Origin of the sequence: Streptomyces sp. SAI-170 (assembly GCF_049739565.1) — a bacterium.
GTDB lineage: Bacteria > Actinomycetota > Actinomycetes > Streptomycetales > Streptomycetaceae > Streptomyces.
The window spans coordinates 2742347-2761541 of sequence record NZ_JBMGQD010000001.1 but is presented as its reverse complement, the minus strand read 5'-3'; the positions used below and the strand labels follow the sequence as shown (position 1 = coordinate 2761541).

The window sequence follows — 19195 nt, the reverse complement described above, 5'->3', positions numbered from 1 at the left end:
TGATGTTTCGTGGGTGGTGTTCTGTGGGTGATGTGCCGATGCCCTGGGCCTGCCCGCCGGGCTGTCATAAAAATCGCCCACCGAGGTGAGCAGAACCCTCTTGACAATACCTCCCTCGATAGATAAGGCGCCCGTCAAGTGCGGAGGCGGCAGCGCACTGTGGGACGTGGAACAATCGGAACCGGCTCACCGGAACCACAGCGAGCAGGAGACACAGCACGATGCGTATCGGAGTTCTCACCGCAGGCGGCGACTGCCCCGGCCTGAACGCAGTGATCCGGTCGGTCGTGCACCGAGCGGTCGACAACTACGGCGACGAGGTCATCGGCTTCGAGGACGGCTACGCGGGTCTGCTGGACGGCCGCTACCGCACCCTCGACCTGAACGCGGTCAGCGGCATCCTCGCCCGCGGCGGCACCATCCTCGGCTCCTCCCGCCTTGAGCGCGACCGCTTCCGCGCGGCCTGCGACAACGCCAAGGAACTCATCGAGAAGAGCGGCTTCGACGCCCTCATCCCGATCGGCGGCGAGGGCACCCTGACCGCCGCCCGCATGCTGTCCGACGCGGGCGTGCCCGTCGTGGGCGTGCCGAAGACCATCGACAACGACATCTCCTCCACCGACCGCACCTTCGGCTTCGACACCGCCGTCGGTGTCGCCACGGAGGCCATGGACCGGCTGAAGACGACCGCCGAGTCCCACCAGCGGGTGATGGTCGTCGAGGTGATGGGCCGCCACGCCGGCTGGATCGCCCTGGAGTCCGGCATGGCCGGCGGCGCCCACGGCATCTGCCTGCCCGAGCGCCCCTTCGACCCCTCCGACCTGGTGAAGATGGTCGAGGAGCGCTTCGCCCGCGGCAAGAAGTTCGCCGTCATCTGCGTCGCCGAGGGCGCCCACCCCGCCGACGGCACCATGGACTACGGCAAGGGTGCCATCGACCAGTTCGGCCACGAGCGCTTCCAGGGCATCGGCACCGCTCTCGCCCATGAGCTGGAGCGCCGCCTCGGGAAGGAGGCCAAGCCGGTCATCCTCGGCCACGTCCAGCGCGGCGGCACCCCGACCGCGTACGACCGTGTCCTCGCCACCCGCTTCGGCTGGCACGCCGTCGAGGCCGCGCACCGGGGCGAGTTCGGCCGGATGACCGCGCTGCGGGGCACCGACATCGTGATGGTGCCGCTGGCGGAGGCCGTCACCGAGCTGAAGACCGTACCGAAGGACCGGATGGACGAGGCGGAGTCGGTCTTCTAGGAGCCTTCGAGGCCGTGCCGGCAGGAGCCTTCAAGGCCGTACCGGTTAGTACGCCGAGCTGTTCTCGACGGCCGTCCAGAACCGCTCGACGATCCGGTCCAGGAAGTCGCGGCCGGCGTCCCGTGAGTCGTCGGCCGCGTTGCCGCCCGCCCAGCTGAGGGTGGCGACCATCTGGCCCTGGTACTCCTGGTGCAGCGCCTGGAGCGTGTGCTCCAGATGGCGCCGCTCCAGCGGCACGATCTTGCCCACGGGCCGCACGTACGCCTGCCAGCGCGTGGCGACCGCGCTGCGCAGCAGCTCGGCGAGCTTGCCCTCGCGCCCGGTGACGGTCACCAGGTCGGGCAGCGACAGCTCAAGCACCTCCGCGAGCGCGGCGGCCTGCCGGTCCGTGCCCCGCCACTGGCCGGTGTCCTCCATCCGCAGATACACGTCGAGGTCGTGTCCGACGGCCCGCGCGACGTCCTCCGGGGCCAGCGCGCGGGCGATGCGGTGCTCTTTGAGGGTCCGCGCCCGCCCGATGAGCTCGCCCGGCGAGCACCACAGCACACCCGCGAGCGCGGTGAGCTCCGGATTGCTCGGGCTGAGCGTCCCGCGCTCCCAGGCGATCACGAGGTCGGGTGTCACATAGGGCAGGCCGTACGACGCACGCAGCCCGTAGGCGACGTGCTCGGGGCCCATGCCGAGCGCGGCACGGAGTCTGCGGGCGGCCGGGGCGTTGAAGGGCGGACCGGGGTGGTTCGGCTGAGCTGAGGGTTGGCGCACGGGACCTCAAGCTAGAGGTGTGACGGCCGTGGTGACTACGGTCTGTTCGGACACAATCACGCATTGTATGAACGTACGGTTTTCCCCGCCACGCAGTGTTACTTACGGGTCACCCCTTGACAGCTCCTCCCAGGGCGAAGCCTCCGCCGAGCCGCCGGGCGATCAGCACGTACAGCAGGATCACCGGCGTGGAGTAGACGATCGAGAACGCCGCGAGCTGACCATAGGCGACCATGCCACGATTTCCGAAGAACTCGTTGATGCTCACCGACGCCGGCATCTGGTCCGGGGTGAGCAGCAGCATGAACGGGACGAAGAAGTTCCCCCACATCATCACGAACGAGAAGACGGTCACGACGGCCACCCCGGGCCCCATCAGCGGCAGCACGATCCTGGTGAGGGACTGCGCCGCGGACGCCCCGTCGGTCCATGCCGCCTCCTCCAGCTCCTTCGGCACGCCGTCCATGAAGTTCTTCATCAGCCAGATGGCGAACGGGAGTTGGGAGGCCGCGAAGAAAAGGATCACCCCGTACCTGGTGTCGATCAGATCGACCCGCACATACAGCGCGTACACCGGCACCATGACCGCCGTGACCGGCAGGCTCGTCGCGAACAGGATCGTCAGCAGGAACGGCCGGTTCAGCCGGGACCGGAACCGAGACAGCGGATACGCGGCGACGGCCGCGCACGCCACGGTCAGTGCGGTCGCCCCACCGCACAGCAGCAGGCTGTTGAGCAGCGGCGTAAAGGTGATGTCGTCGGTCCAGATGGCGTCGAAGTGCTCCAGCGTGAGCCCGTCGGGCGCCTTCACCTTCAGGTCGGCGCGCGGATCGAAGGCGGAGAGCACCACCCAGGCGAGCGGCAGCGCGAACGCGGCGGCGAACAGCAACAGGCCGGCGTCGGCGGCGAGACGGCGTCGTGCGCGGGCCATGTCCCTCAGACCTCCGTCCGCAGCAGCCGCAGATACACGACCGAGAACAGCGAGCCCACCAGCAGCAGGAGCAGCGCCACTGCCGTGCCGTACCCGATCAGGCTGTTCTGGAAGGCCTGTTCGTACATGAACAGCGGCAGCGTCTGCGACTTGCCGCCGGGCCCGCCGCGGGTCATCACCCAGATCAGCCCGAACACGGAGAGCGTCTGCAACGTGTTCAGCATCAGGTTCGTGCCGATCGAGCGGCGGATCATCGGCAGCGTGATGTGCCACGCCCGCCGCCAGCCCCCGGCCCCGTCCATCTCGGCGGCCTCCTCGACCTCCCGGGGTATGTCGTTCAGCGCCGCCGAGTAGACGAGCATCGAGAACGCCGTCCCGCGCCAGACGTTGGCGAACGACACCGCGAGGACGGGGAGGCTGAACAGCCAGTTCTGGGCGGGCAGATGGAGCAGGCCGAGGACGGCGTTCAGGGTGCCCTGGTCCCGGAAGAACGCGTACAGCAGAAACCCGGCCACCACCTCCGGCAGCACCCACGCCGTGACGATGATTCCTCCGGTCAGGGTCCGCACGGGCTTGGAGGCCCGCCGCATCAGCCCGGCCAGCACCAGCCCCAGGGTGTTCTGGCCGACCAGCGAGGACAGCACGGTGAACACCAGCGTCAGCCATACGGCGTTCAGGAACGCCTCGTCCTGGAACGCCGTACGGAAGTTCTCCAGGCCGACGAAGGACGACTCGGCCTGGCCGGTGAGCTGGAGGTCGGTGAAGGCGATGTAGACGCAGTAGGCGAGGGGCCCGCCGAGGAAGAGGAGAAGCAGGGCCACGGCGGGGGAGAGGGGGAGGAGCCGGAGGAGGGAGCGGCCTCTCACCGGGCGATCACCCGGTCGTCGGTGATCTCCTTCAGGGCCTGGTCGTACGCGCGCGCGGCCTCGTCCACGGACTTGTCGCCGGTCGTCACCCCTTCCATCGCCTCCTGGATCGCCACCGACACCCGCGGATACGCCGGGTACGCCGGCCGGTAGTGGGTGCTGGCGACCAGCTCGGTGAAGAACGCGATACCGGGCTGCGCCTCGGCGTAGGCGGGGTCGGCGGCGACGTCCTCGCGGACGGCGATGCCGGAGTTGGCGACGTACCACTTCTGGGCGTTCGCCTTTGTCTGCATCGTCTTGATGAACTCGAAGGCGAGGTCCGGGTTGGCCGCCTTGGCGGGGATCGCCCAGGTCCAGCCGCCGGACATGCTCACTTTGCCCGGCGCCTGCCCGGCTTGCGTCGGCATGGCGGCCAGGCCGAGCTTCTGCGACCACTCGGGCCATGCGTGCCCGGCACCGGGGAGCCAGTCCTGCGGCAGCCAGGAGCCGTCGAGGTCGATGGCGAGCTTGCCCTTGGGGAGGAGGTCGCCGCGCACGATGGTCTGGATGTTGGGGTCGAGCGCGGTGGAGACGTCCGGGCCGAGCTTCTCCTGGTAGACGGTCTCCACGAAGGCGAGCGCGTCCTTGAAGCCCTGACTGTTCACGACCCACTTCTTTGTGGCGGGGTCGTAGAGGGGGTCCTGCCCTGTCCCGTACAGCAGCATCTCGAAGCCCTGCATGGTGGCGGCCTCGCCCGCGGGTTTGCCGGTGTAGACGTTGAGCGGGATGACGTCGGGGACCCGCCGTTTGACGGTCCGGGCCGCGTCGAGGACGTCGTCCCAGGTCTTCGGCTGCCAGTCGGCGGGCAGGCCCGCCTCGGCGAAGATCCCCTTGTCGAACCACAGGCCCCGGGTGTCCGTCCCGTCCGGCACGCCGTACGTCTTCCCGTCCTCGGCCTTCGCCGCCCGCTTGGCCGTGTCGACGAACTGCTCCCAGTCCGGCCACTTGGCGAGGTACGGGTCGAGCGGCTTGAGATAGCCGCTGGTGATGTCCGAGTTGATGAGGAAGGTGTCCTCGTAGACCAGATCGGGAGCCGTCTTGGGGGAGCGGAGCATCTGCTGGAGCTTGGTGTAGTACTCCGAGTCCGGCGCCTTGATCGGCACGAACTCCACCTTCTTGCCCGGGTGTTGCCTCTCGAACTGCTTCTTCACGTCCGCGAGGTGGTCGTCCATCACCCGGACCGAGTTGTCCGTGGACTGCTTGAAGGAGACCTTCAGGGTGTCGGGGTCACTTCCGGAGCCGCTGCCGCAGGCGGTGAGGGTGGCGGCTGTCAGGGCGACGACCGTGGTCAATAACGCGGTGGGGCGGACACGCACGGGCAGACCTCCTGCGGACTCACTTCTTTGTGGCCGGGGATGGGTGCGTGGTGAACGTAAACGCGTGGGGTGGTCAGGTCAATGCGTCTGCGGCGGATCGGGGCCCTCACCCAGCTCCGCGAGGGCGACCTGCCAGTCCGTGCCGGGCAGCAGGCACCTCGACGCGGGTTCCGTCGCGGTGGACGCGCTCCTCCCGCTCCGGCACGTACGGCGGTGTACTCCAGCGCGAGCGCGGTCAGGACGACGACGGTGCGGTCTCTGTGCGGCACCCCCTTAAAGTACTGGCAAGTGGTCCTGGGGGAAGGGGGCGTCGGAGATGGCCGAGCGTGAACGGGACGTCAGCGTCGGGCAGTTGCTGCTCGCCGAGTACCAGACCGTCAAGGACGAGCAGAAGACCCGCATCGGCTTCCGCGACAACCTTCTCTACGTCACCCTCGCCGCGGCCGCCGCCGTCATCGCCGCCGCGGCCCAGGCCAAGCAGCCGGCGATGCTGCTCGCCCTGCCGCCGGTGTGCGTCGTGCTCGGATGGACGTACCTCGTCAACGACGAGAAGATCTCGGCGATAGGGCTGTACGTGCGGGACGAGCTGGGTCCCCGGCTGGCGGCCCAAGTGCCGGGCACCGGCGGCGGGTTCTCGACCTTCGGGTGGGAGGTGTACCACCGGCGTGACGCGCGGCGCAGGTCCCGCAAGGCGATCCAGTGCGTGGTGGACCTGGTGGCCTTCTGCGCGGTGCCGCTGGCCGCGCTGGTCGTGTTCTGGGTGAGCGGGGAGGGCGGCGGCCTGATGGTCGTGCTGTCCGCCCTTGAGGCCCTCGCGGTGGTCGGGCTCGGCGTGCAGGTCGTGCTGTACACGAGGCCGGCGGGACCGGCGCTGACTCCGCCGTGACGGCGGGGCTGCTGGGCGCGGGCGGCTCGGTGCAGGCGCTCGCCGAGGCCGCGGGCCGTCCGGAGGGGCGCGAGGCGGTGCGGGCCTGGGGTGACCGGGTGGCGGACCTGCTCGACGGAGACCGACGCCGTACCGAGGCCCGCACTTACTGTCGCAAGGCCGCCGACGCCTACACCCGAGCCGACGCCCCCACCGAAGCCGCCCACGCCCCTGAGGCCGCCGCCCGGCTCACCTCCCCCACCGATAGACCAACTCCGGCCGCCCCACCTGCCCGTACAACGGACTCCGGCCGGCCCGCCCCGCCTCCACCAGGTGCTCCAGATACCGCCGGGCGGTGATCCGCGAGATCCCCACCGTCTCGGCGACCCCCGCCGCGGTGAGTCCCTCCGGCGCCTCTCGCAGAGCGACGGTCACCCGCTCCAGGGTCGGCGCGCTCAAGCCCTTCGGCAGGGCGGCGGGCCCAGGGGCGCGAAGCGTCGCCAGGGCCCGGTCGACCTCGTCCTGGCCGCTGGCCTCACCGGCGGCCCCGCGGAACTCGGCGTACCGTACGAGCCGGTCACGTAGCGTCGCGAAGGTGAAGGGCTTGAGGACGTACTGGACGACCCCCAGTGACACCCCCTCCCGTACGACGGCCAGATCCCGTGCCGAGGTGACGGCGATGACGTCGGCGTGATGGCCGGCCGCCCGCAGGGAGCGGGCCAGTTGGAGGCCGTGCACGTCCGGCAGGTGAAGGTCCAGCAGCAGGAGGTCCACCGGGGTGCGCTCCAGTGCCCGCCGGGCCTCCGCGCCCGTGTGCGCCTTTCCGACCGCGACGAACCCCGGCACCCGGCCGACGTACAGGACATGCGCGTCGGCGGCCACCGGGTCGTCCTCCACGACCAGCACGCGGATGGGAGCCACGCCCGTCACGCGGTACCTCCTCTCACCGGCGCCGTGCGCAGCGGCAGGCGTACCTCGAACGACGCGCCACCGCCGGCGGCCTCCGTCACCGTCAGCGTCCCTTCGTGCCGGTGCACGGCCTGCCGGACCAGGGCCAGTCCCAGGCCCCGGCCCCCGGGTCCGGCCGGCTTCGTGGTGTAGCCGCGCTGGAAGACCAGCTCGGCCTGAGCCGGGTCCACCCCGGCCCCCGTGTCCGACACGCGCAGCACCAGCTCCGAGGCGCCCGACGTGTACGCCGCCACCGTCACGCGGGCCGGCACCCCGCCCTGCGCCGCGTCGACGGCGTTGTCGATCAGGTTGCCGAGGATGGTCACCAGGTCACGGGCGGGCAGGGTCGAGGGCAGGAGGCCGTCGTCGAGGGAGCTGTCCTGCGACACCACCAGCTCCACGCCCCGCTCGTTGGCCTGCGCGGTCTTGCCCAGGAGCAGGGCCGCCAGGACGGGTTCGCCGACCGCCGCGACCACCTGGTCGGTCAGCGCCTGCGCCAGCTCCAGCTCGGCCGTCGCGAAGTCCACGGCCTCCTCGGCCCGGCCCAGTTCGATCAGCGACACGACCGTGTGCAGGCGGTTCGCCGCTTCGTGGGCCTGGGAGCGCAGTGCCTGGGTGAAGCCGCGTTCGGAGTCCAGTTCGCCCATCAGGGACTGGAGTTCGGTGACGTCCCGCAGGGTCACCACCGTGCCCCGGCGCTCGCCGCCCGACACCGGCGAGGTGTTCACCACCAGCACCCGGTCCGCCGTCAGATGCACCTCGTCGACGCGTGGCTCGGACGACAGCAGCGCGCCCGTCAGCGGCGCGGGCAGCCGCAGGTCGGCGACCGACCGGCCGACCACCTCGCCGGACACCCCGAGCAGCTCGCGCCCGCCGTCGTTGATCAGCGCCACCCGGTACTGCCCGTCCAGCATCAGCAGCCCCTCGCGTACGGCGTGCAGCGCGGCCTGGTGGTAGTCGTGCATGCGGCTCAGCTCGGCGGCGTTCATGCCGTGGGTGTGGCGGCGGAGCCGGGCGTTGACGACGTAGGTGCCGATCGCGCCCAGGGCGAGGGCGCCGGCCGCGACGCCGACGAGCGCGGTGAGCTGGTCGGAGACCCGCCTGCTGATGGCCTCGACCTTGATGCCGGCGCTGACCAGGCCGATGACATGGCCGCCGTCCAGGACCGGGGTGACCGCGCGCATGGACGGGCCGAGGGTGCCGGTGTAGGTCTCGGTGAAGGCCCGGCCGCGCTGGGCGGGGGCGATATGGCCGAGGAACCGTTTCCCTATCTGCCGCTCGTCGGGGTGGGTCCAGCGGATGCCCTGCGGGTTCATGATCGTGACGAAGTCGACGTCGGCGTCCCGCATCACCGCCACGGCGTACGGCTGAAGCTGCGCGGTCGGGTCGGAGGTGCGGATCGCCGCGTGCACCGAGGGGGCGTCGGCGACGGCGCGGGCCACCGCCATGGCCTGCCGGCCCGCGGCCTCCTCGGCCTGGCTGCGGTCGCCGGCGTACGTGAACAGCGCGTATCCCGCGACGACGACCGCGAGCAGCACGGCCTGCACGGCGAACAGCTGGCCGGCCAGGCTGCGGGGTCTGGGGAGGCGGGGGCGCATGCCGTCAGTGTGCCTCCACGCCCCGCCGCCGAGTAAATGCGTGTCACGCGTGAACTCAATGAACGTAAAGGTGACCGCCCTCACACGCCGGGAGATAGTCACGGCATTCCCCAAATTCGCCCGGACGTGAGCCGCACGCCGGTGATGCCGACGACGACGTCAAGGAGGGCAGCCGTGGCCGCCAGAACCCTCGAAACGGCACCCGCAGTGAAACGGGACCGCACGCACTACCTCTACATCGCGGTGATCGTCGCGGTCGCCCTCGGTATCACCGTGGGTCTGATCGCCCCCGACTTCGCGGTCGAGCTGAAGCCCATCGGCACCGGGTTCGTGAACCTGATCAAGATGATGATCTCGCCGATCATCTTCTGCACGATCGTGCTGGGCATCGGGTCGGTGCGCAAGGCCGCCAAGGTCGGCGCGGTCGGCGGGATCGCGCTCGTCTACTTCCTCGCGATGTCGCTGGTGGCGCTCGCCATCGGTCTGGCCGTCGGCAACATCCTGGAGCCGGGCACCGGCCTCGCGGTGACCGACGCGGTCAAGGAGACCGGCCAGGCGCAGGTGTCGCCGGAGGCGAAGGACACCACCGAGTTCCTGCTCGGCATCATCCCGACGACCATCGTCTCCGCCTTCACCCAGGGCGAGGTGCTCCAGACGCTGCTGATCGCGCTGCTCGTGGGCTTCGCGCTGCAGGCCATGGGCTCCGCCGGGCAGCCGATCCTGCGCGGCGTCGAGCACATCCAGCGCCTGGTCTTCCGGGTGCTCGCGATGGTGATGTGGGCCGCCCCGATCGGTGCGTTCGGCGCCATCGCGGCCGTCACCGGCTCGGCGGGACTCGACGCGCTCAAGAGCCTGGCCGTGCTGATGCTCGGCTTCTACGTCACCTGCTTCCTGTTCGTCTTCGTCGTCCTCGGCGCGCTGCTTCGGGTCGTCGCCGGGCTGAACATCCTCACCCTGTTCAAGTACCTGGGCCGCGAGTTCCTGCTGATCCTGTCGACGTCGTCGTCTGAGTCCGCGCTGCCGCGCCTCATCGCCAAGATGGAGCACCTCGGCGTCAGCAAGCCGGTCGTCGGCATCACCGTCCCGACCGGGTACTCCTTCAACCTCGACGGCACCATGATCTACATGACCATGGCCTCGCTGTTCATCGCCGACGCCATGGGTACGCCGATGTCCCTCGGCGAGCAGATCCCGCTGCTGCTGTTCCTGCTGGTCGCCTCCAAGGGCGCGGCCGGTGTCACCGGCGCGGGCCTGGCCACGCTGGCCGGCGGCCTCCAGTCGCACAAGCCCGCCCTGGTGGACGGCATCGGCCTGATCGTCGGCATCGACCGTTTCATGAGCGAGGCCCGCGCCCTGACCAACTTCGCGGGCAACGCGGTCGCCACCGTGCTGGTCGGCACCTGGACCAAGGAGATCGACAAGGAGCGCGTCTTTGAGGTCCTCGCGGGCCGGCTGCCCTTCGACGAGAAGACCCTCCTGGACGACCACGCGCCGGCCCCCGCGGAGGTGCCGGACCAGCGCGAGGAGCTGGCCAAGGCCTGACCTGCGCCCTTCGAGCCACCGGACGCCCGGCCCCACCTGAACGGGGGCCGGGCGTCCGGTCGTACGGAGAAACGGAAATACGCGGGATACGGCTCAGGCGATCAGTTCCCGCACCAGCGCGGCGGCGCGGGAGGCCGGCACGCCTGCCGAGGTCAGCACGGTGACCGCGGCCGAGCGGCCGGCCTCCTCGGTCGGCAGCAGCCCGTCGTTGACGGCCTCCATGAGCGCGAAGATCGTCTGTTCCTGGACATAGGCCAGGGCCTCGGCCGGCAGCGGTGAGACGAAGACGCCGTCGTCGAGGCCCTGCCGGAGATGCGCGACGGCGTCCCGCCTGAGGGGGGCCAGCCGTTCGCGGATGCCCTGCATGGTGACCGTGCGCTGGGCCAGTGCGGTCAGCAGCCGGTAGCGGTCGGCGATGTCCCAGACGGCGAGCACGGAGCGGGCCACGGCCTCGGCCGGGTCGGCGACCCCGTCCCGCGCCGCCGTGTGCACCGCCTCCACCGCCGCGACCGCGTCGTCGACCAGCGTCGCGATCAGCGCCTCACGGCTCGGGAAGTGCCCGTACACCGTGCGCCGTACGACACCCGCGGCGCGCGCGATCTGGTCCATGGACGCGTCGGGGTCGCGCAGCAGCTCCGCGAGGGCGACGTCGAGGATGCGCCGCCGGTTGGCGTCGGCGCGGCTGGTGGGGCCCGTGGTCATGGCTGTCATTCTGCACGCCTTTCGATTTGCACAGTGGTGTGCAGAGTCGTAGATTGCACAGTGTTGAGCAATTGCACATCCATGTGCAACCGGTGCCCGTCACGAGCGGGAGCCGGTGCCGCGCACGACCCCAGGAAGGCCGCCTCCGCCATGCCACTCGTCCTCAACGAACCGGTCGAACGGATGGAGGGCCCCTACCGCCGCCGCTGGTGGGCCCTGCTGGTGCTCTGTCTGAGCCTGCTGGTCATCGTGATGGCGAACACCGCCCTCACCGTCGCCGCGCCCGACATGACCCGCGACCTCGGCCTGTCCAGCGCCGACCTGCAATGGGTCATCGACGGCTACACCGTCCCCTACGCGGCGCTGATGCTGCTGCTCGGCGCGATCGGCGACAAGTACAGCCGCCGCGGCGCGCTCGCCCTCGGCCTCGTCGTCTTCGGCGGCGGTGCCGTCTTCGGCTACCTGGCCGACAGTGCGACCACGGTCATCGCGGCCCGCGCCGTGATGGGCGTCGGCGCCGCGCTGATCATGCCCGCGACGCTCTCCCTCCTCGCCGCGACCTTCCCGCGCGCCGAACGCGCCAAGGCGATCGTGCTGTGGACCGCCACGGCCGGCCTCGCCATCGCCGCCGGCCCGCTGGTGGCGGGCGCGCTCCTGGAGCACCACGGCTGGTCGTCGACCTTCCTGATCAACGTCCCCGTGGCCGCGGTCGCCCTGGTCGCCGCCTTCGTCCTCGTACCGCCGTCCAAGGCCGGACACCACGGCCGTATCGACTACGTCGGCGGACTGCTGTCGGTGGTCTGGATCGCCGCGCTGGTCTACATGATCATCGAGGGCCCGCACTTCGGCTGGGGCACGAAGGCGATCGCCGCGGCCGTGGTGGCGGGGGCGGGCCTGCTCGCCTTCGTCCTCTGGGAGCTGCGCCACCCGCGCCCGGTCCTGGACGTCCGCCGCTTCACCGACCGCCGCTTCGCCGGCTCCAACCTCGCCGTCGCCCTGTTCTTCCTGGCCGTCTTCGGCGCCTTCTACTACCTCACCCAGCACCTGCAGTTCGTCCTCGGCTACGACGCCTTCGACACCGGCCTGCGCATGCTGCCGCTGGCGGGCGCGGTGTTCGTCGGCTCGGCCCTGACCGGTGTGCTGACCCCGCGGGTCGGCATGAAGCTCACCGTCACCGCGGGCATGGTCGGCGGCACGGCCGCGCTCGCGCTGCTCACCCAGGTCGACGCCGGATCGTCGTACGGCGATCTGGTCGCACCCCTTGTCGTGCTCGGCCTCGCCATCGGCCTGGCGCTCTCGCCCTGCACGGACGCCATCATGGGCGCCTTCCCCGAGTCCGAACTGGGCGTCGGCGGCGCGGTGAACGACACCTCCCTCGAACTCGGCGGCTCCCTCGGCATCGCCATCCTCGGCTCCCTGCTCGGCACGTCCTACGCCGACCACCTCACGGACGCGACCCGAGGCAGCGGGCTCCCCGCGGATGCCCTCGCCACCGCCCAGGACTCCGTGGGCGCCGGCTACGCCACGGCCCAGGCCATCGGCGCCCAGGCCCGCAACCTCGCCGAGCGCGCCGCCCTGGTCACGGACCCGCAGCAGGCCGCGCAGCTGAAGGCCCGCTCCGGCCAGCTCACCGACGGCGCCCGGCAGATGGCCGACGCGGTCGGCTCCTCCTTCTCCGAGGCGGTCGCCCGTACGAGCCTGGTGGGCGCGGTGATCCTGGGCGTGGGGACGGTGCTGGTCGCTGTGCTGCTGCCGGGGCGCGGCGGGAAGGCGGAGGCTGTCCCGCAGGAGGAGGAGCCCGAGCCGGAGGCGGTGCCCGAGGAGGTCACGCCCACCGGTCGGTGACCTCCCGCAGCAGGGTCAGCGCGCAGCGATCCCTCCGATTTCGATGGCGAGGGCGCCGAGAGCTTCCTTTTCGCGTGGATAGATGGTGCGGATGTTGGCGAGTTGCTGCTCGCGGGTGGCGGTCGGGTTCACGTTGGCTGGGCCTTCGCCGTCGAGCAGTGCTTCGAAGTCCGGGTACTCGGTGACCCGCTTGACCCTGACCTCGCAGGTTTCGTCGGTTCCCCTGATGCGGAAGCGGATCACGTCGCCCGCGGCCAGGTCGGCCAGATGCGGGTATTTGACGCGCACCTCGATGGTCTTGGTGCCGGCGGCGACAAGGTCGAAGTACTGCCGGTAGAGGTTGAGCTCGTGGACGCGGGCGGCGGTGTCGGTCATGGGCCGGGGACGCTCCTTGCGGCTGGCGCGGTCATCATGCGGCCGATCTCGGCGGCCGAGTACGAACGGAAGAAGTGGCGGGGGTGGGACAGCAAGGTATCGGTCACGCCCAGCAGTTGATCCGCGTACTCCGCGACCGTGCCGGGCCACCGACGCGTGTCGAGCATCCAATCGGCGGCTCCCTCGGGCAAGGAGGCGAGGCCCTCGCGGATCATCGACTTGGACAGCTTGGCACCGGTGTCGGTGACGACCTGGGGGCAGAACAGACGGGTCGGAAGCTGGGCGCGGGTCAGACCGACCGCCTGGAGGGCTTCGTCGACCAAGTGGGTCCCGAAGACCCAGTCTCCGCCCTTGACCATGACGTGCAGGGTCCCCCGGGCGTCGGCCAGAGCGAGCTCCTTGACGAGGTTGCGGTACAGGGTGGCCAGGTCGAGGTAGGCGCCTCCGGTCGGCGTGACGGTGGCCCGGTAGGGACCGTGGTGGAGGCAGACGGCAGCCACTTGCGCGGTCTCCCGGTCGTTGAGGTGGACGCGGGTGCGTTCAGCGTGCTTCTCGGTCCAGCCGCAGCCGGGGAGCGGGCAGGGGATGCGCAGGTGCGGGATGCCGGTGGAGGGGGCCAGCCACCAGCGGGCGGCGTCGAGGCGGGGCTGGAGCCGCAGCCAGGTCAGCCGGAAGTGCTCGGCGGCCTGCTGTTCGGTGTAGGTCTCGACGCGATGCGGGATGCCCAGGCGCCGAGACAACGCGGTGAAAAGGGGCTGGTAGAGGGTGTCGACGAGGTCCGTCAGTGCCTGATCGCCGAGGGCGTGGGCGTACGCGCGCTGGTAACGGTGGCCGGTCGCGAGGTCTGTGGCCAGCTCGTACGGGGCGTTGTCGAGGGCGCTGAAGAGGACTTCGGTGGGGAAGCCGAAGCGCTCGCGCAGGCGGGCGGCCATGGCGAAGGCCAGGGACTGCACGAGTGAGGTGCCGATGTGCGGGGCGCCGTTGATCTGGGTGCCGACGACCAGCACGATCCGCTCCGGTCGGGTGGCCAGGACGCGTGGGGTCAGGACGTCCTCGGCGTGGTGGAGAGCGTTGGCCAGGACGGTGTTCGGTGAGGCGGGGTGGGTCGTCACGGGATGTCCCCCCTGGGATCGGACAGGCGTCTCTTCGGTGCGGGCCTGCGTCAGCATGCGGAGACCGCGCTGTGGTGAAAGGCAGCCCAGACGCACTTGCCGGGGCCGTGCCGCTCTTCCACGCCCCAGCGATCGGCGACGGTCGACACGAGCAGCAGGCCGCGGCCACCCTCGGCGACGCTTCGGGGCGTGCACGCGGTCGGGGTGCCATTGCCGCCGTCGTGCACCTCGATGCGCAGCGAGGTGGCGTGCAGTTCGACTCGTACGAGGACCTTTCCCCCTGTGGGGGCTCCATGCAGGATGGCGTTGGTGGCGAGTTCGGAGGCGCACAGCCGGATGTCGTCGAGGCGTTCCGTCCGGCCCCATCGGGTAAGGGTGTCGGCGACGAACGACCGAGCGGCGGCCGGCGTGGAACGGCGGCGGTCGAAGAGCATCGTTCGGTGCTCGACGGCGCGGCCGAGGACTGAGGTCGGTGTGAGGACGCCCGGCTCGTCGGGCGGGGTGCTGGGCATGTTCCACAGTCAACCGCTGTCCCTCGTTCGGGTCGGGAGCCGACGTGGGGGCCGTTCCGGGGGCCACTATGGGGGCCAGAGCTCGCACGGTCCGGGGAGAGGGGATGGACGAAGCAGGGATCGGCGCATTACTCGTCCGGCTGCGCACCGCCCGCGGCTGGACCCAGCAGCGGGTGGCCGACGAGTACAACGCCCTGGAGGGGCGCGCCGCCAAGACCGGGAAGGAGATCGGGCGATACGAGCGCGAGGTGCGTGTTCCCGTCCCGTACACCCGGAAATACCTGGCCCAGGTGTTCGGCGTCCGCGCCCGGCCGCGGAGGCCGTGTCGGCGGACGCAGCGGTGTCGGCCGACTTCGCCCGGTTCATCGCGCAGCGCAACGCCGACGAGTTCGTCGTCGAACAGTTGGAGGCCGATGTCGCCCGGCTCGCCCGCGCCTACGTCAGCCATCCGTTGCTGGAGCTGTACGTCGAGATCAAGCGGCTGCGGGACGGGGCGTTCGCGTTGCTGCGGGGGCGTCAGCACCCTCGGCAGACCGCCGACCTGTACCTGGCGGCCTCACGTTTGTGCGGATTGTCCTCGCATGTCTGCCTGGACGTGGGCGACTACGAGTCCGCAGCCACGCATGCCCGTACCGCGCGGGCGTGCGCGGAGGCGGCCGGGCACCAGGGGATGCTGGCCTGGGTGCGAGCCGTGGAGTCGCTGATCGCCTACTGGACCGGGCGGTACGAGCAGGCGGCTCGGCTGGCCCGGTCCGGCCACCGCCACCGGGCGCCCGGCAGCATCGGGGCCAGGCTGGCAAGCCTGGAGGCGCGGGCGCTGGCCATAGCCGGGGACCGGGTGGGAGCGGTGGCCGCGCTGGCGGACGCCGAACGCTCCCGTGAGGCACTGTCAGCGCAGGACGAGGTGCTGGGCGTCTTCGCCTTCCCGGCGGCCAAACAGTTCGCGTACGCCGGGACGAGCCATCTGGCCCTGGGGGGGCGGGAACATGTCCAGCAGGCCATTGCCAGCGCCGAGACCGCGATTCTCCTCTACCGCAGCGCGGCGGACGACGACCGGTCGGTCGGCGACCTGTTCGCCGCCCATGTCGACCTGGCCCGCGGCCGTCTGCTCCTGGGCGACCTCGACGGCACCGAGGCGATGCTCCTGTTCGTCCTCGAATCCCCAGCCGAGCGCATGTCGGCCAGCATCGTGCGCCGGCTCACCGCTCTGGGCCGGGAGCTGAGTGGACCGCAGTACGGTGGAGCCGCGCAGGCCGCACACCTACGCGAACGACTCCACCACACAGCCGTCCTCGCGACCTCGCCCCCAGTCAACCCTCCGGATCTGCCGACGTGACCGAACTGTCCGCCGCACACGACGCCGCCGTCACCGATCGGGACCGCCTCGCCGGGAGCGCCTACAGCAGCGACCGGGATCTGGCCGCCCGCCAGTCGCTCTACCGCTGGCAGACACCCCGCTACGACCTGCCCGGCATCGTCGCCGAGCAGCTGAGCGGCGTACGCGGGAGCGTCGTGGACGTCGGCTGCGGCAACGGCAGGTTCATCCGGCGGCTTCGCGACGACCGGCCCGATCTGGCCCTGCTCGGACTTGACCTCGCTCCCGGCATCCTCGCGGGCGTGCCCGGCCCTGTCGCCGTGGCGGACGCCACCCACCTGCCGTTGGCGACGGCGAGCGTCGACGCCGCTCTGGCGCTGCACATGCTCTACCACGTCCCCGACATCCCCCGGGCGGTACGGGAGCTGTCCCGGGTCGTCGCCGCCGACGGGATGGTGATCGCCTCCACCAACAGCGACCGGGACAAGGCCGAACTCGACGACCTGTGGCAGCGGGCCGCCGGTGACGTCCTCGGCACCGGACGCGGCCCGGCCCGTATCTCGCTCAGCGCCCGCTTCTCCCTGGAGAAGGCCGGAGTCTTCCTGGGCGAGGAGTTCGGTCGCGTGGAGACGATCGAACTGCCGGGCACCATCACGGTGCGGGAGCCCGAGCCGGTCATCGCGCACATGGCCTCCTACCGGGCATGGGCGGATCAGCACGACGTGCCCTTCGCGGACACGATCGAGCGGGCCCGCACGATCCTCCTCGAACACCTTGCCCGGTACGGGACCTTCGAGGTCACATGTCTGGGCGGCATCCTCGTCTGCCACCGCTGAGCGCGGCCGTGCGGCTCAGGCCGCGTCCACCAGCCCCTTGGGCAACGCCCCCGTGTGCAGCACCCCCAGCCGCTGCGTCGCCCGCGTCAGGGCCACGTAGAGGTCGCTCGTGCCGTAGCGGGCCGGTTCGACGACCAGGACCGAGTCGAATTCGAGGCCCTTGGCCTGGCGGGGGTCGAGGAGGACGACCTGGTGGGTCAGGTCGGGCTCCCCGCCCGCCGTGACGCCGTCGAGGTGGGCGGCCAGCCTGCGGTGGAGGTCGCGTGGGGCGATGACGGCCAGGCGGCCCTCCTCGGGGGTGAGTTCGGTGACCGCCTCCGAGACTGCCGCGGGCAGGTCGGTCGTGGCGCGGATCCACGGGTGTACGCCCGTCGAGCGGACCGAGCGGGGCGGCTCGAAGCCGGGCTGCTCGGCGCGTACGACCGCTGCCGCCAGGTCCATGATCTCGGCCGGGGTGCGGTAGTTGACGCCGAGGCGGGTGTGCTCCCAGCGGTCCTCGACGTAGGGCGCGAGGATCTTCTCCCAGGAGCCGACGCCGGCCGCCTCGGCGGTCTGGGCCGGGTCGCCGACCAGGGTCATCGAGCGGGTCGGGCTGCGGCGCATCAGCAACCGCCAGGCCATCGGGGACAGTTCCTGCGCCTCGTCGACGATGATGTGCCCGAACGCCCAGGTGCGGTCGGCCGCGGCGCGTTCGGCGGCGCTGCGGTGGTCGGCCTCCTCATGCCGCTCGGCGAACCGCTCGGCGTCGATGATGTCGTGCGCGGACAGGACCTCGGAGGCCTCGGGGTCGTCCTCCTCCTTGTCCTCGAACTCGTACGTCCGCGACGCGAACGACACGTCCAGCACGCCCTGCGCGTACGCCACCTGCGTCTCGCGCTCCCGCTCGGCCAGCGCGCGGGCCAACCGGTCGTCCTCGCCCAGGAGTTCGGCCGCCTCGTCCAGCAGCGGCACGTCCGCCACCGTCCAGGCCCGGGTGACCGGGCGGCGGATGGCGGCGGCGTCCGCGTCGGCGACGTAGCCCTCGGGGGCGGCGAGGAAGTCGGCGACCAGTCGCTGCGGGGTCAGGCGCGGCCACAACTGGTCGATGGCCGCCCAGACTTCCGGGTTCTCGGCGATGTCGTCGCGGATCTGGGTGATGTCGCTGGCGTCGAGCAGGTTCGAGCCGTCGTAGGGGTCGGTGCCCACGCGTTCGGCGTACAGCTCGGTGAGGGTGTTGAGGATGTGGCCCTCGAAGTACTCGCGGGAGGCGTTGTGCGGCAGCTTGGCGGCGCGGGTGCGCTCCCGGGCGACATTGACCAGGCCGTCGTCGAGCATCAGCACCTCGCGGTCGTGCTCGACGGCGATGACCGGGTCGGGCAGCGCCTGCCGGTCGCGTACGACGGCGGCGAGCACGTCGGCCATGTCGGCGCGGCCCTTCACCGCGGCCGCCTCGGGCGTGTCCGTGGCGGTCGCCTTCACGCCGGGGAACAGCTCGCCGACGGTCGCGAGGAGCACGCCGGTCTCGCCGAGGGAGGGCAGCACCTCGCCGATGTAGCCGAGGAAGGCCGGGTTGGGGCCGACGATGAGCACGGCGCGGCGGGCGAGCAGCTCGCGGTGCTCGTAGAGGAGGTAGGCCGCGCGGTGCAGCGCGACCGCGGTCTTGCCGGTGCCCGGGCCACCTTCGACGACGAGCACGCCGCGGTGGGGCGCGCGGATGATCTCGTCCTGCTCGGCCTGGATGGTCTGCACGATGTCGCTCATCCGGCCGGTGCGGGCGGAGTTCAGCGCGGCGAGCAGCACGGCGTCACCGGCCGGGTCCTCGAAGCCGGTGCGCTCCCGGTCGCCGACGTCGAGGAACTCGTCGTGCAGGGCGGTGACCCGGCGGCCGTCGGTGGAGATGTGGCGGCGCCGGCGCAGGCCCATCGGGGTGTGGCCGGTGGCCAGGTAGAAGGGGCGGGCGACCTCCGCGCGCCAGTCGATCAGCACGGGCGTGCGCTCGGCGTCGTCGCGGCGCAGGCCGATACGGCCGATGTGGTGGCTGTCGCCGGAGGACAGGTCGATCCTGCCGAAGCACAGCGAGCCGTCCACGGCGTTCAGCGCGGCCAGCAGTCCGGAGCGCTCGGCGACGAGGATGTCCCGCTCCAGCCGGGCCTGCATGGGCGTGTCGCCCTGCGCGAGCGCGTCGTCCACGGACGTCTCGGTCTCGCCGCGCAGCAGGTCCACGCGGGCGTACAGACCGTCGATGAATTCCTGCTCGGCAAGAATTTCACCGCTGTTTTCAACCCTGTTTGACAATGCCACTCCCGCGCAGATATACTGTGCTCACTGAACTTCTTTGCGACCCAATCTTCTTGAAGTCGCGAATCAATAAATATACGCAAAGCAATCCCCCGAGCGCAATTGCC

The 19195-nt window shown here is 71.0% G+C and carries 17 protein-coding genes; 6 read left to right on the top strand and 11 right to left on the bottom strand.

The window, feature by feature from the left end:
* Positions 1-221: 221 nt before the first annotated feature.
* Positions 222-1247, top strand: a complete 1026-nt coding sequence (locus tag RKD23_RS12095; RefSeq protein ID WP_424853694.1) for an ATP-dependent 6-phosphofructokinase — start codon at positions 222-224, stop codon at positions 1245-1247.
* A gap of 45 nt (positions 1248-1292) precedes the next feature.
* Here the strand turns inward: RKD23_RS12095 and RKD23_RS12090 are convergent, their stop codons facing one another.
* The 4 genes from RKD23_RS12090 to RKD23_RS12075 form a co-directional block, all read right to left on the bottom strand.
* Positions 1293-2009, bottom strand: a complete 717-nt coding sequence (locus RKD23_RS12090) for a helix-turn-helix domain-containing protein (RefSeq protein WP_424853693.1) — start codon at positions 2007-2009, stop codon at positions 1293-1295.
* Positions 2010-2118: 109 nt separating this feature from the next.
* Positions 2119-2940 carry a carbohydrate ABC transporter permease gene (locus RKD23_RS12085; protein WP_424853692.1) on the bottom strand — a complete coding sequence of 274 codons (822 nt, stop codon included), beginning with the start codon at positions 2938-2940 and terminating at the stop codon, positions 2119-2121.
* Between the two features lie 5 nt (positions 2941-2945).
* Entirely contained in the window at positions 2946-3806 is an 861-nt protein-coding gene (locus RKD23_RS12080) for a carbohydrate ABC transporter permease (protein ID WP_424853691.1), read from the bottom strand.
* A complete protein-coding gene (locus RKD23_RS12075) occupies positions 3803-5161 on the bottom strand; it encodes an ABC transporter substrate-binding protein (protein ID WP_424853690.1) in 1359 nt (452 codons plus the stop codon). Before RKD23_RS12075 ends, RKD23_RS12080 begins: the two co-directional genes overlap by 4 nt.
* A gap of 316 nt (positions 5162-5477) precedes the next feature.
* On the opposite strand from RKD23_RS12075, the gene RKD23_RS12070 reads away from it, so the two are divergent.
* On the top strand, positions 5478-6047 hold the full coding sequence (locus tag RKD23_RS12070; protein ID WP_424853689.1) for a hypothetical protein: 570 nt from the start codon (positions 5478-5480) through the stop codon (positions 6045-6047).
* Positions 6048-6275: 228 nt separating this feature from the next.
* On the opposite strand, the gene RKD23_RS12065 is transcribed toward RKD23_RS12070, so the two are convergent.
* Together RKD23_RS12065 and RKD23_RS12060 are read right to left on the bottom strand one after the other, a co-directional pair.
* Entirely contained in the window at positions 6276-6956 is a 681-nt protein-coding gene (locus RKD23_RS12065; protein WP_424853688.1) for a response regulator, read from the bottom strand.
* Positions 6953-8572 (bottom strand): sensor histidine kinase, encoded by a 1620-nt coding sequence (locus RKD23_RS12060; RefSeq protein WP_424853687.1) that lies wholly within the window; start codon positions 8570-8572, stop codon positions 6953-6955. The genes RKD23_RS12065 and RKD23_RS12060 overlap by 4 nt, the downstream gene beginning before the upstream one ends.
* A gap of 144 nt (positions 8573-8716) precedes the next feature.
* Here RKD23_RS12060 and RKD23_RS12055 point away from each other — a divergent pair, with 144 nt between their 5' ends.
* Complete coding sequence (locus RKD23_RS12055; RefSeq protein ID WP_424858221.1) at positions 8717-10114, top strand: cation:dicarboxylate symporter family transporter; 1398 nt, start codon at positions 8717-8719, stop codon at positions 10112-10114.
* A gap of 93 nt (positions 10115-10207) precedes the next feature.
* Here the strand turns inward: RKD23_RS12055 and RKD23_RS12050 are convergent, their stop codons facing one another.
* A complete protein-coding gene (locus RKD23_RS12050) occupies positions 10208-10825 on the bottom strand; it encodes a TetR/AcrR family transcriptional regulator (protein WP_424853686.1) in 618 nt (205 codons plus the stop codon).
* A gap of 141 nt (positions 10826-10966) precedes the next feature.
* Between RKD23_RS12050 and RKD23_RS12045 the strand changes: the two genes are divergently transcribed.
* Complete coding sequence (locus tag RKD23_RS12045) at positions 10967-12661, top strand: MFS transporter (RefSeq protein ID WP_424853685.1); 1695 nt, start codon at positions 10967-10969, stop codon at positions 12659-12661.
* Between the two features lie 15 nt (positions 12662-12676).
* Here the strand turns inward: RKD23_RS12045 and RKD23_RS12040 are convergent, their stop codons facing one another.
* From RKD23_RS12040 to RKD23_RS12030, 3 genes are read right to left on the bottom strand one after another with little or no spacing between them, the layout of a single operon-like run.
* Positions 12677-13036, bottom strand: coding sequence for an ASCH domain-containing protein (locus tag RKD23_RS12040; RefSeq protein ID WP_424853684.1), 360 nt, complete (start codon positions 13034-13036; stop codon positions 12677-12679).
* Positions 13033-14148, bottom strand: coding sequence for a hypothetical protein (locus RKD23_RS12035; protein ID WP_424853683.1), 1116 nt, complete (start codon positions 14146-14148; stop codon positions 13033-13035). Before RKD23_RS12035 ends, RKD23_RS12040 begins: the two co-directional genes overlap by 4 nt.
* Positions 14149-14198: 50 nt before the next feature.
* Entirely contained in the window at positions 14199-14660 is a 462-nt protein-coding gene (locus tag RKD23_RS12030; RefSeq protein ID WP_424853682.1) for an ATP-binding protein, read from the bottom strand.
* A gap of 322 nt (positions 14661-14982) precedes the next feature.
* Between RKD23_RS12030 and RKD23_RS12025 the strand changes: the two genes are divergently transcribed.
* Together RKD23_RS12025 and RKD23_RS12020 are read left to right on the top strand one after the other, a co-directional pair.
* Positions 14983-15996, top strand: coding sequence for an XRE family transcriptional regulator (locus tag RKD23_RS12025; protein WP_424853681.1), 1014 nt, complete (start codon positions 14983-14985; stop codon positions 15994-15996).
* Complete coding sequence (locus RKD23_RS12020; protein WP_424853680.1) at positions 15993-16811, top strand: class I SAM-dependent methyltransferase; 819 nt, start codon at positions 15993-15995, stop codon at positions 16809-16811. The genes RKD23_RS12025 and RKD23_RS12020 overlap by 4 nt, the downstream gene beginning before the upstream one ends.
* Before the next feature lie 15 nt (positions 16812-16826).
* On the opposite strand, the gene RKD23_RS12015 is transcribed toward RKD23_RS12020, so the two are convergent.
* Positions 16827-19055, bottom strand: coding sequence for a HelD family protein (locus RKD23_RS12015; RefSeq protein WP_424858220.1), 2229 nt, complete (start codon positions 19053-19055; stop codon positions 16827-16829).
* Positions 19056-19195: the final 140 nt, after the last annotated feature.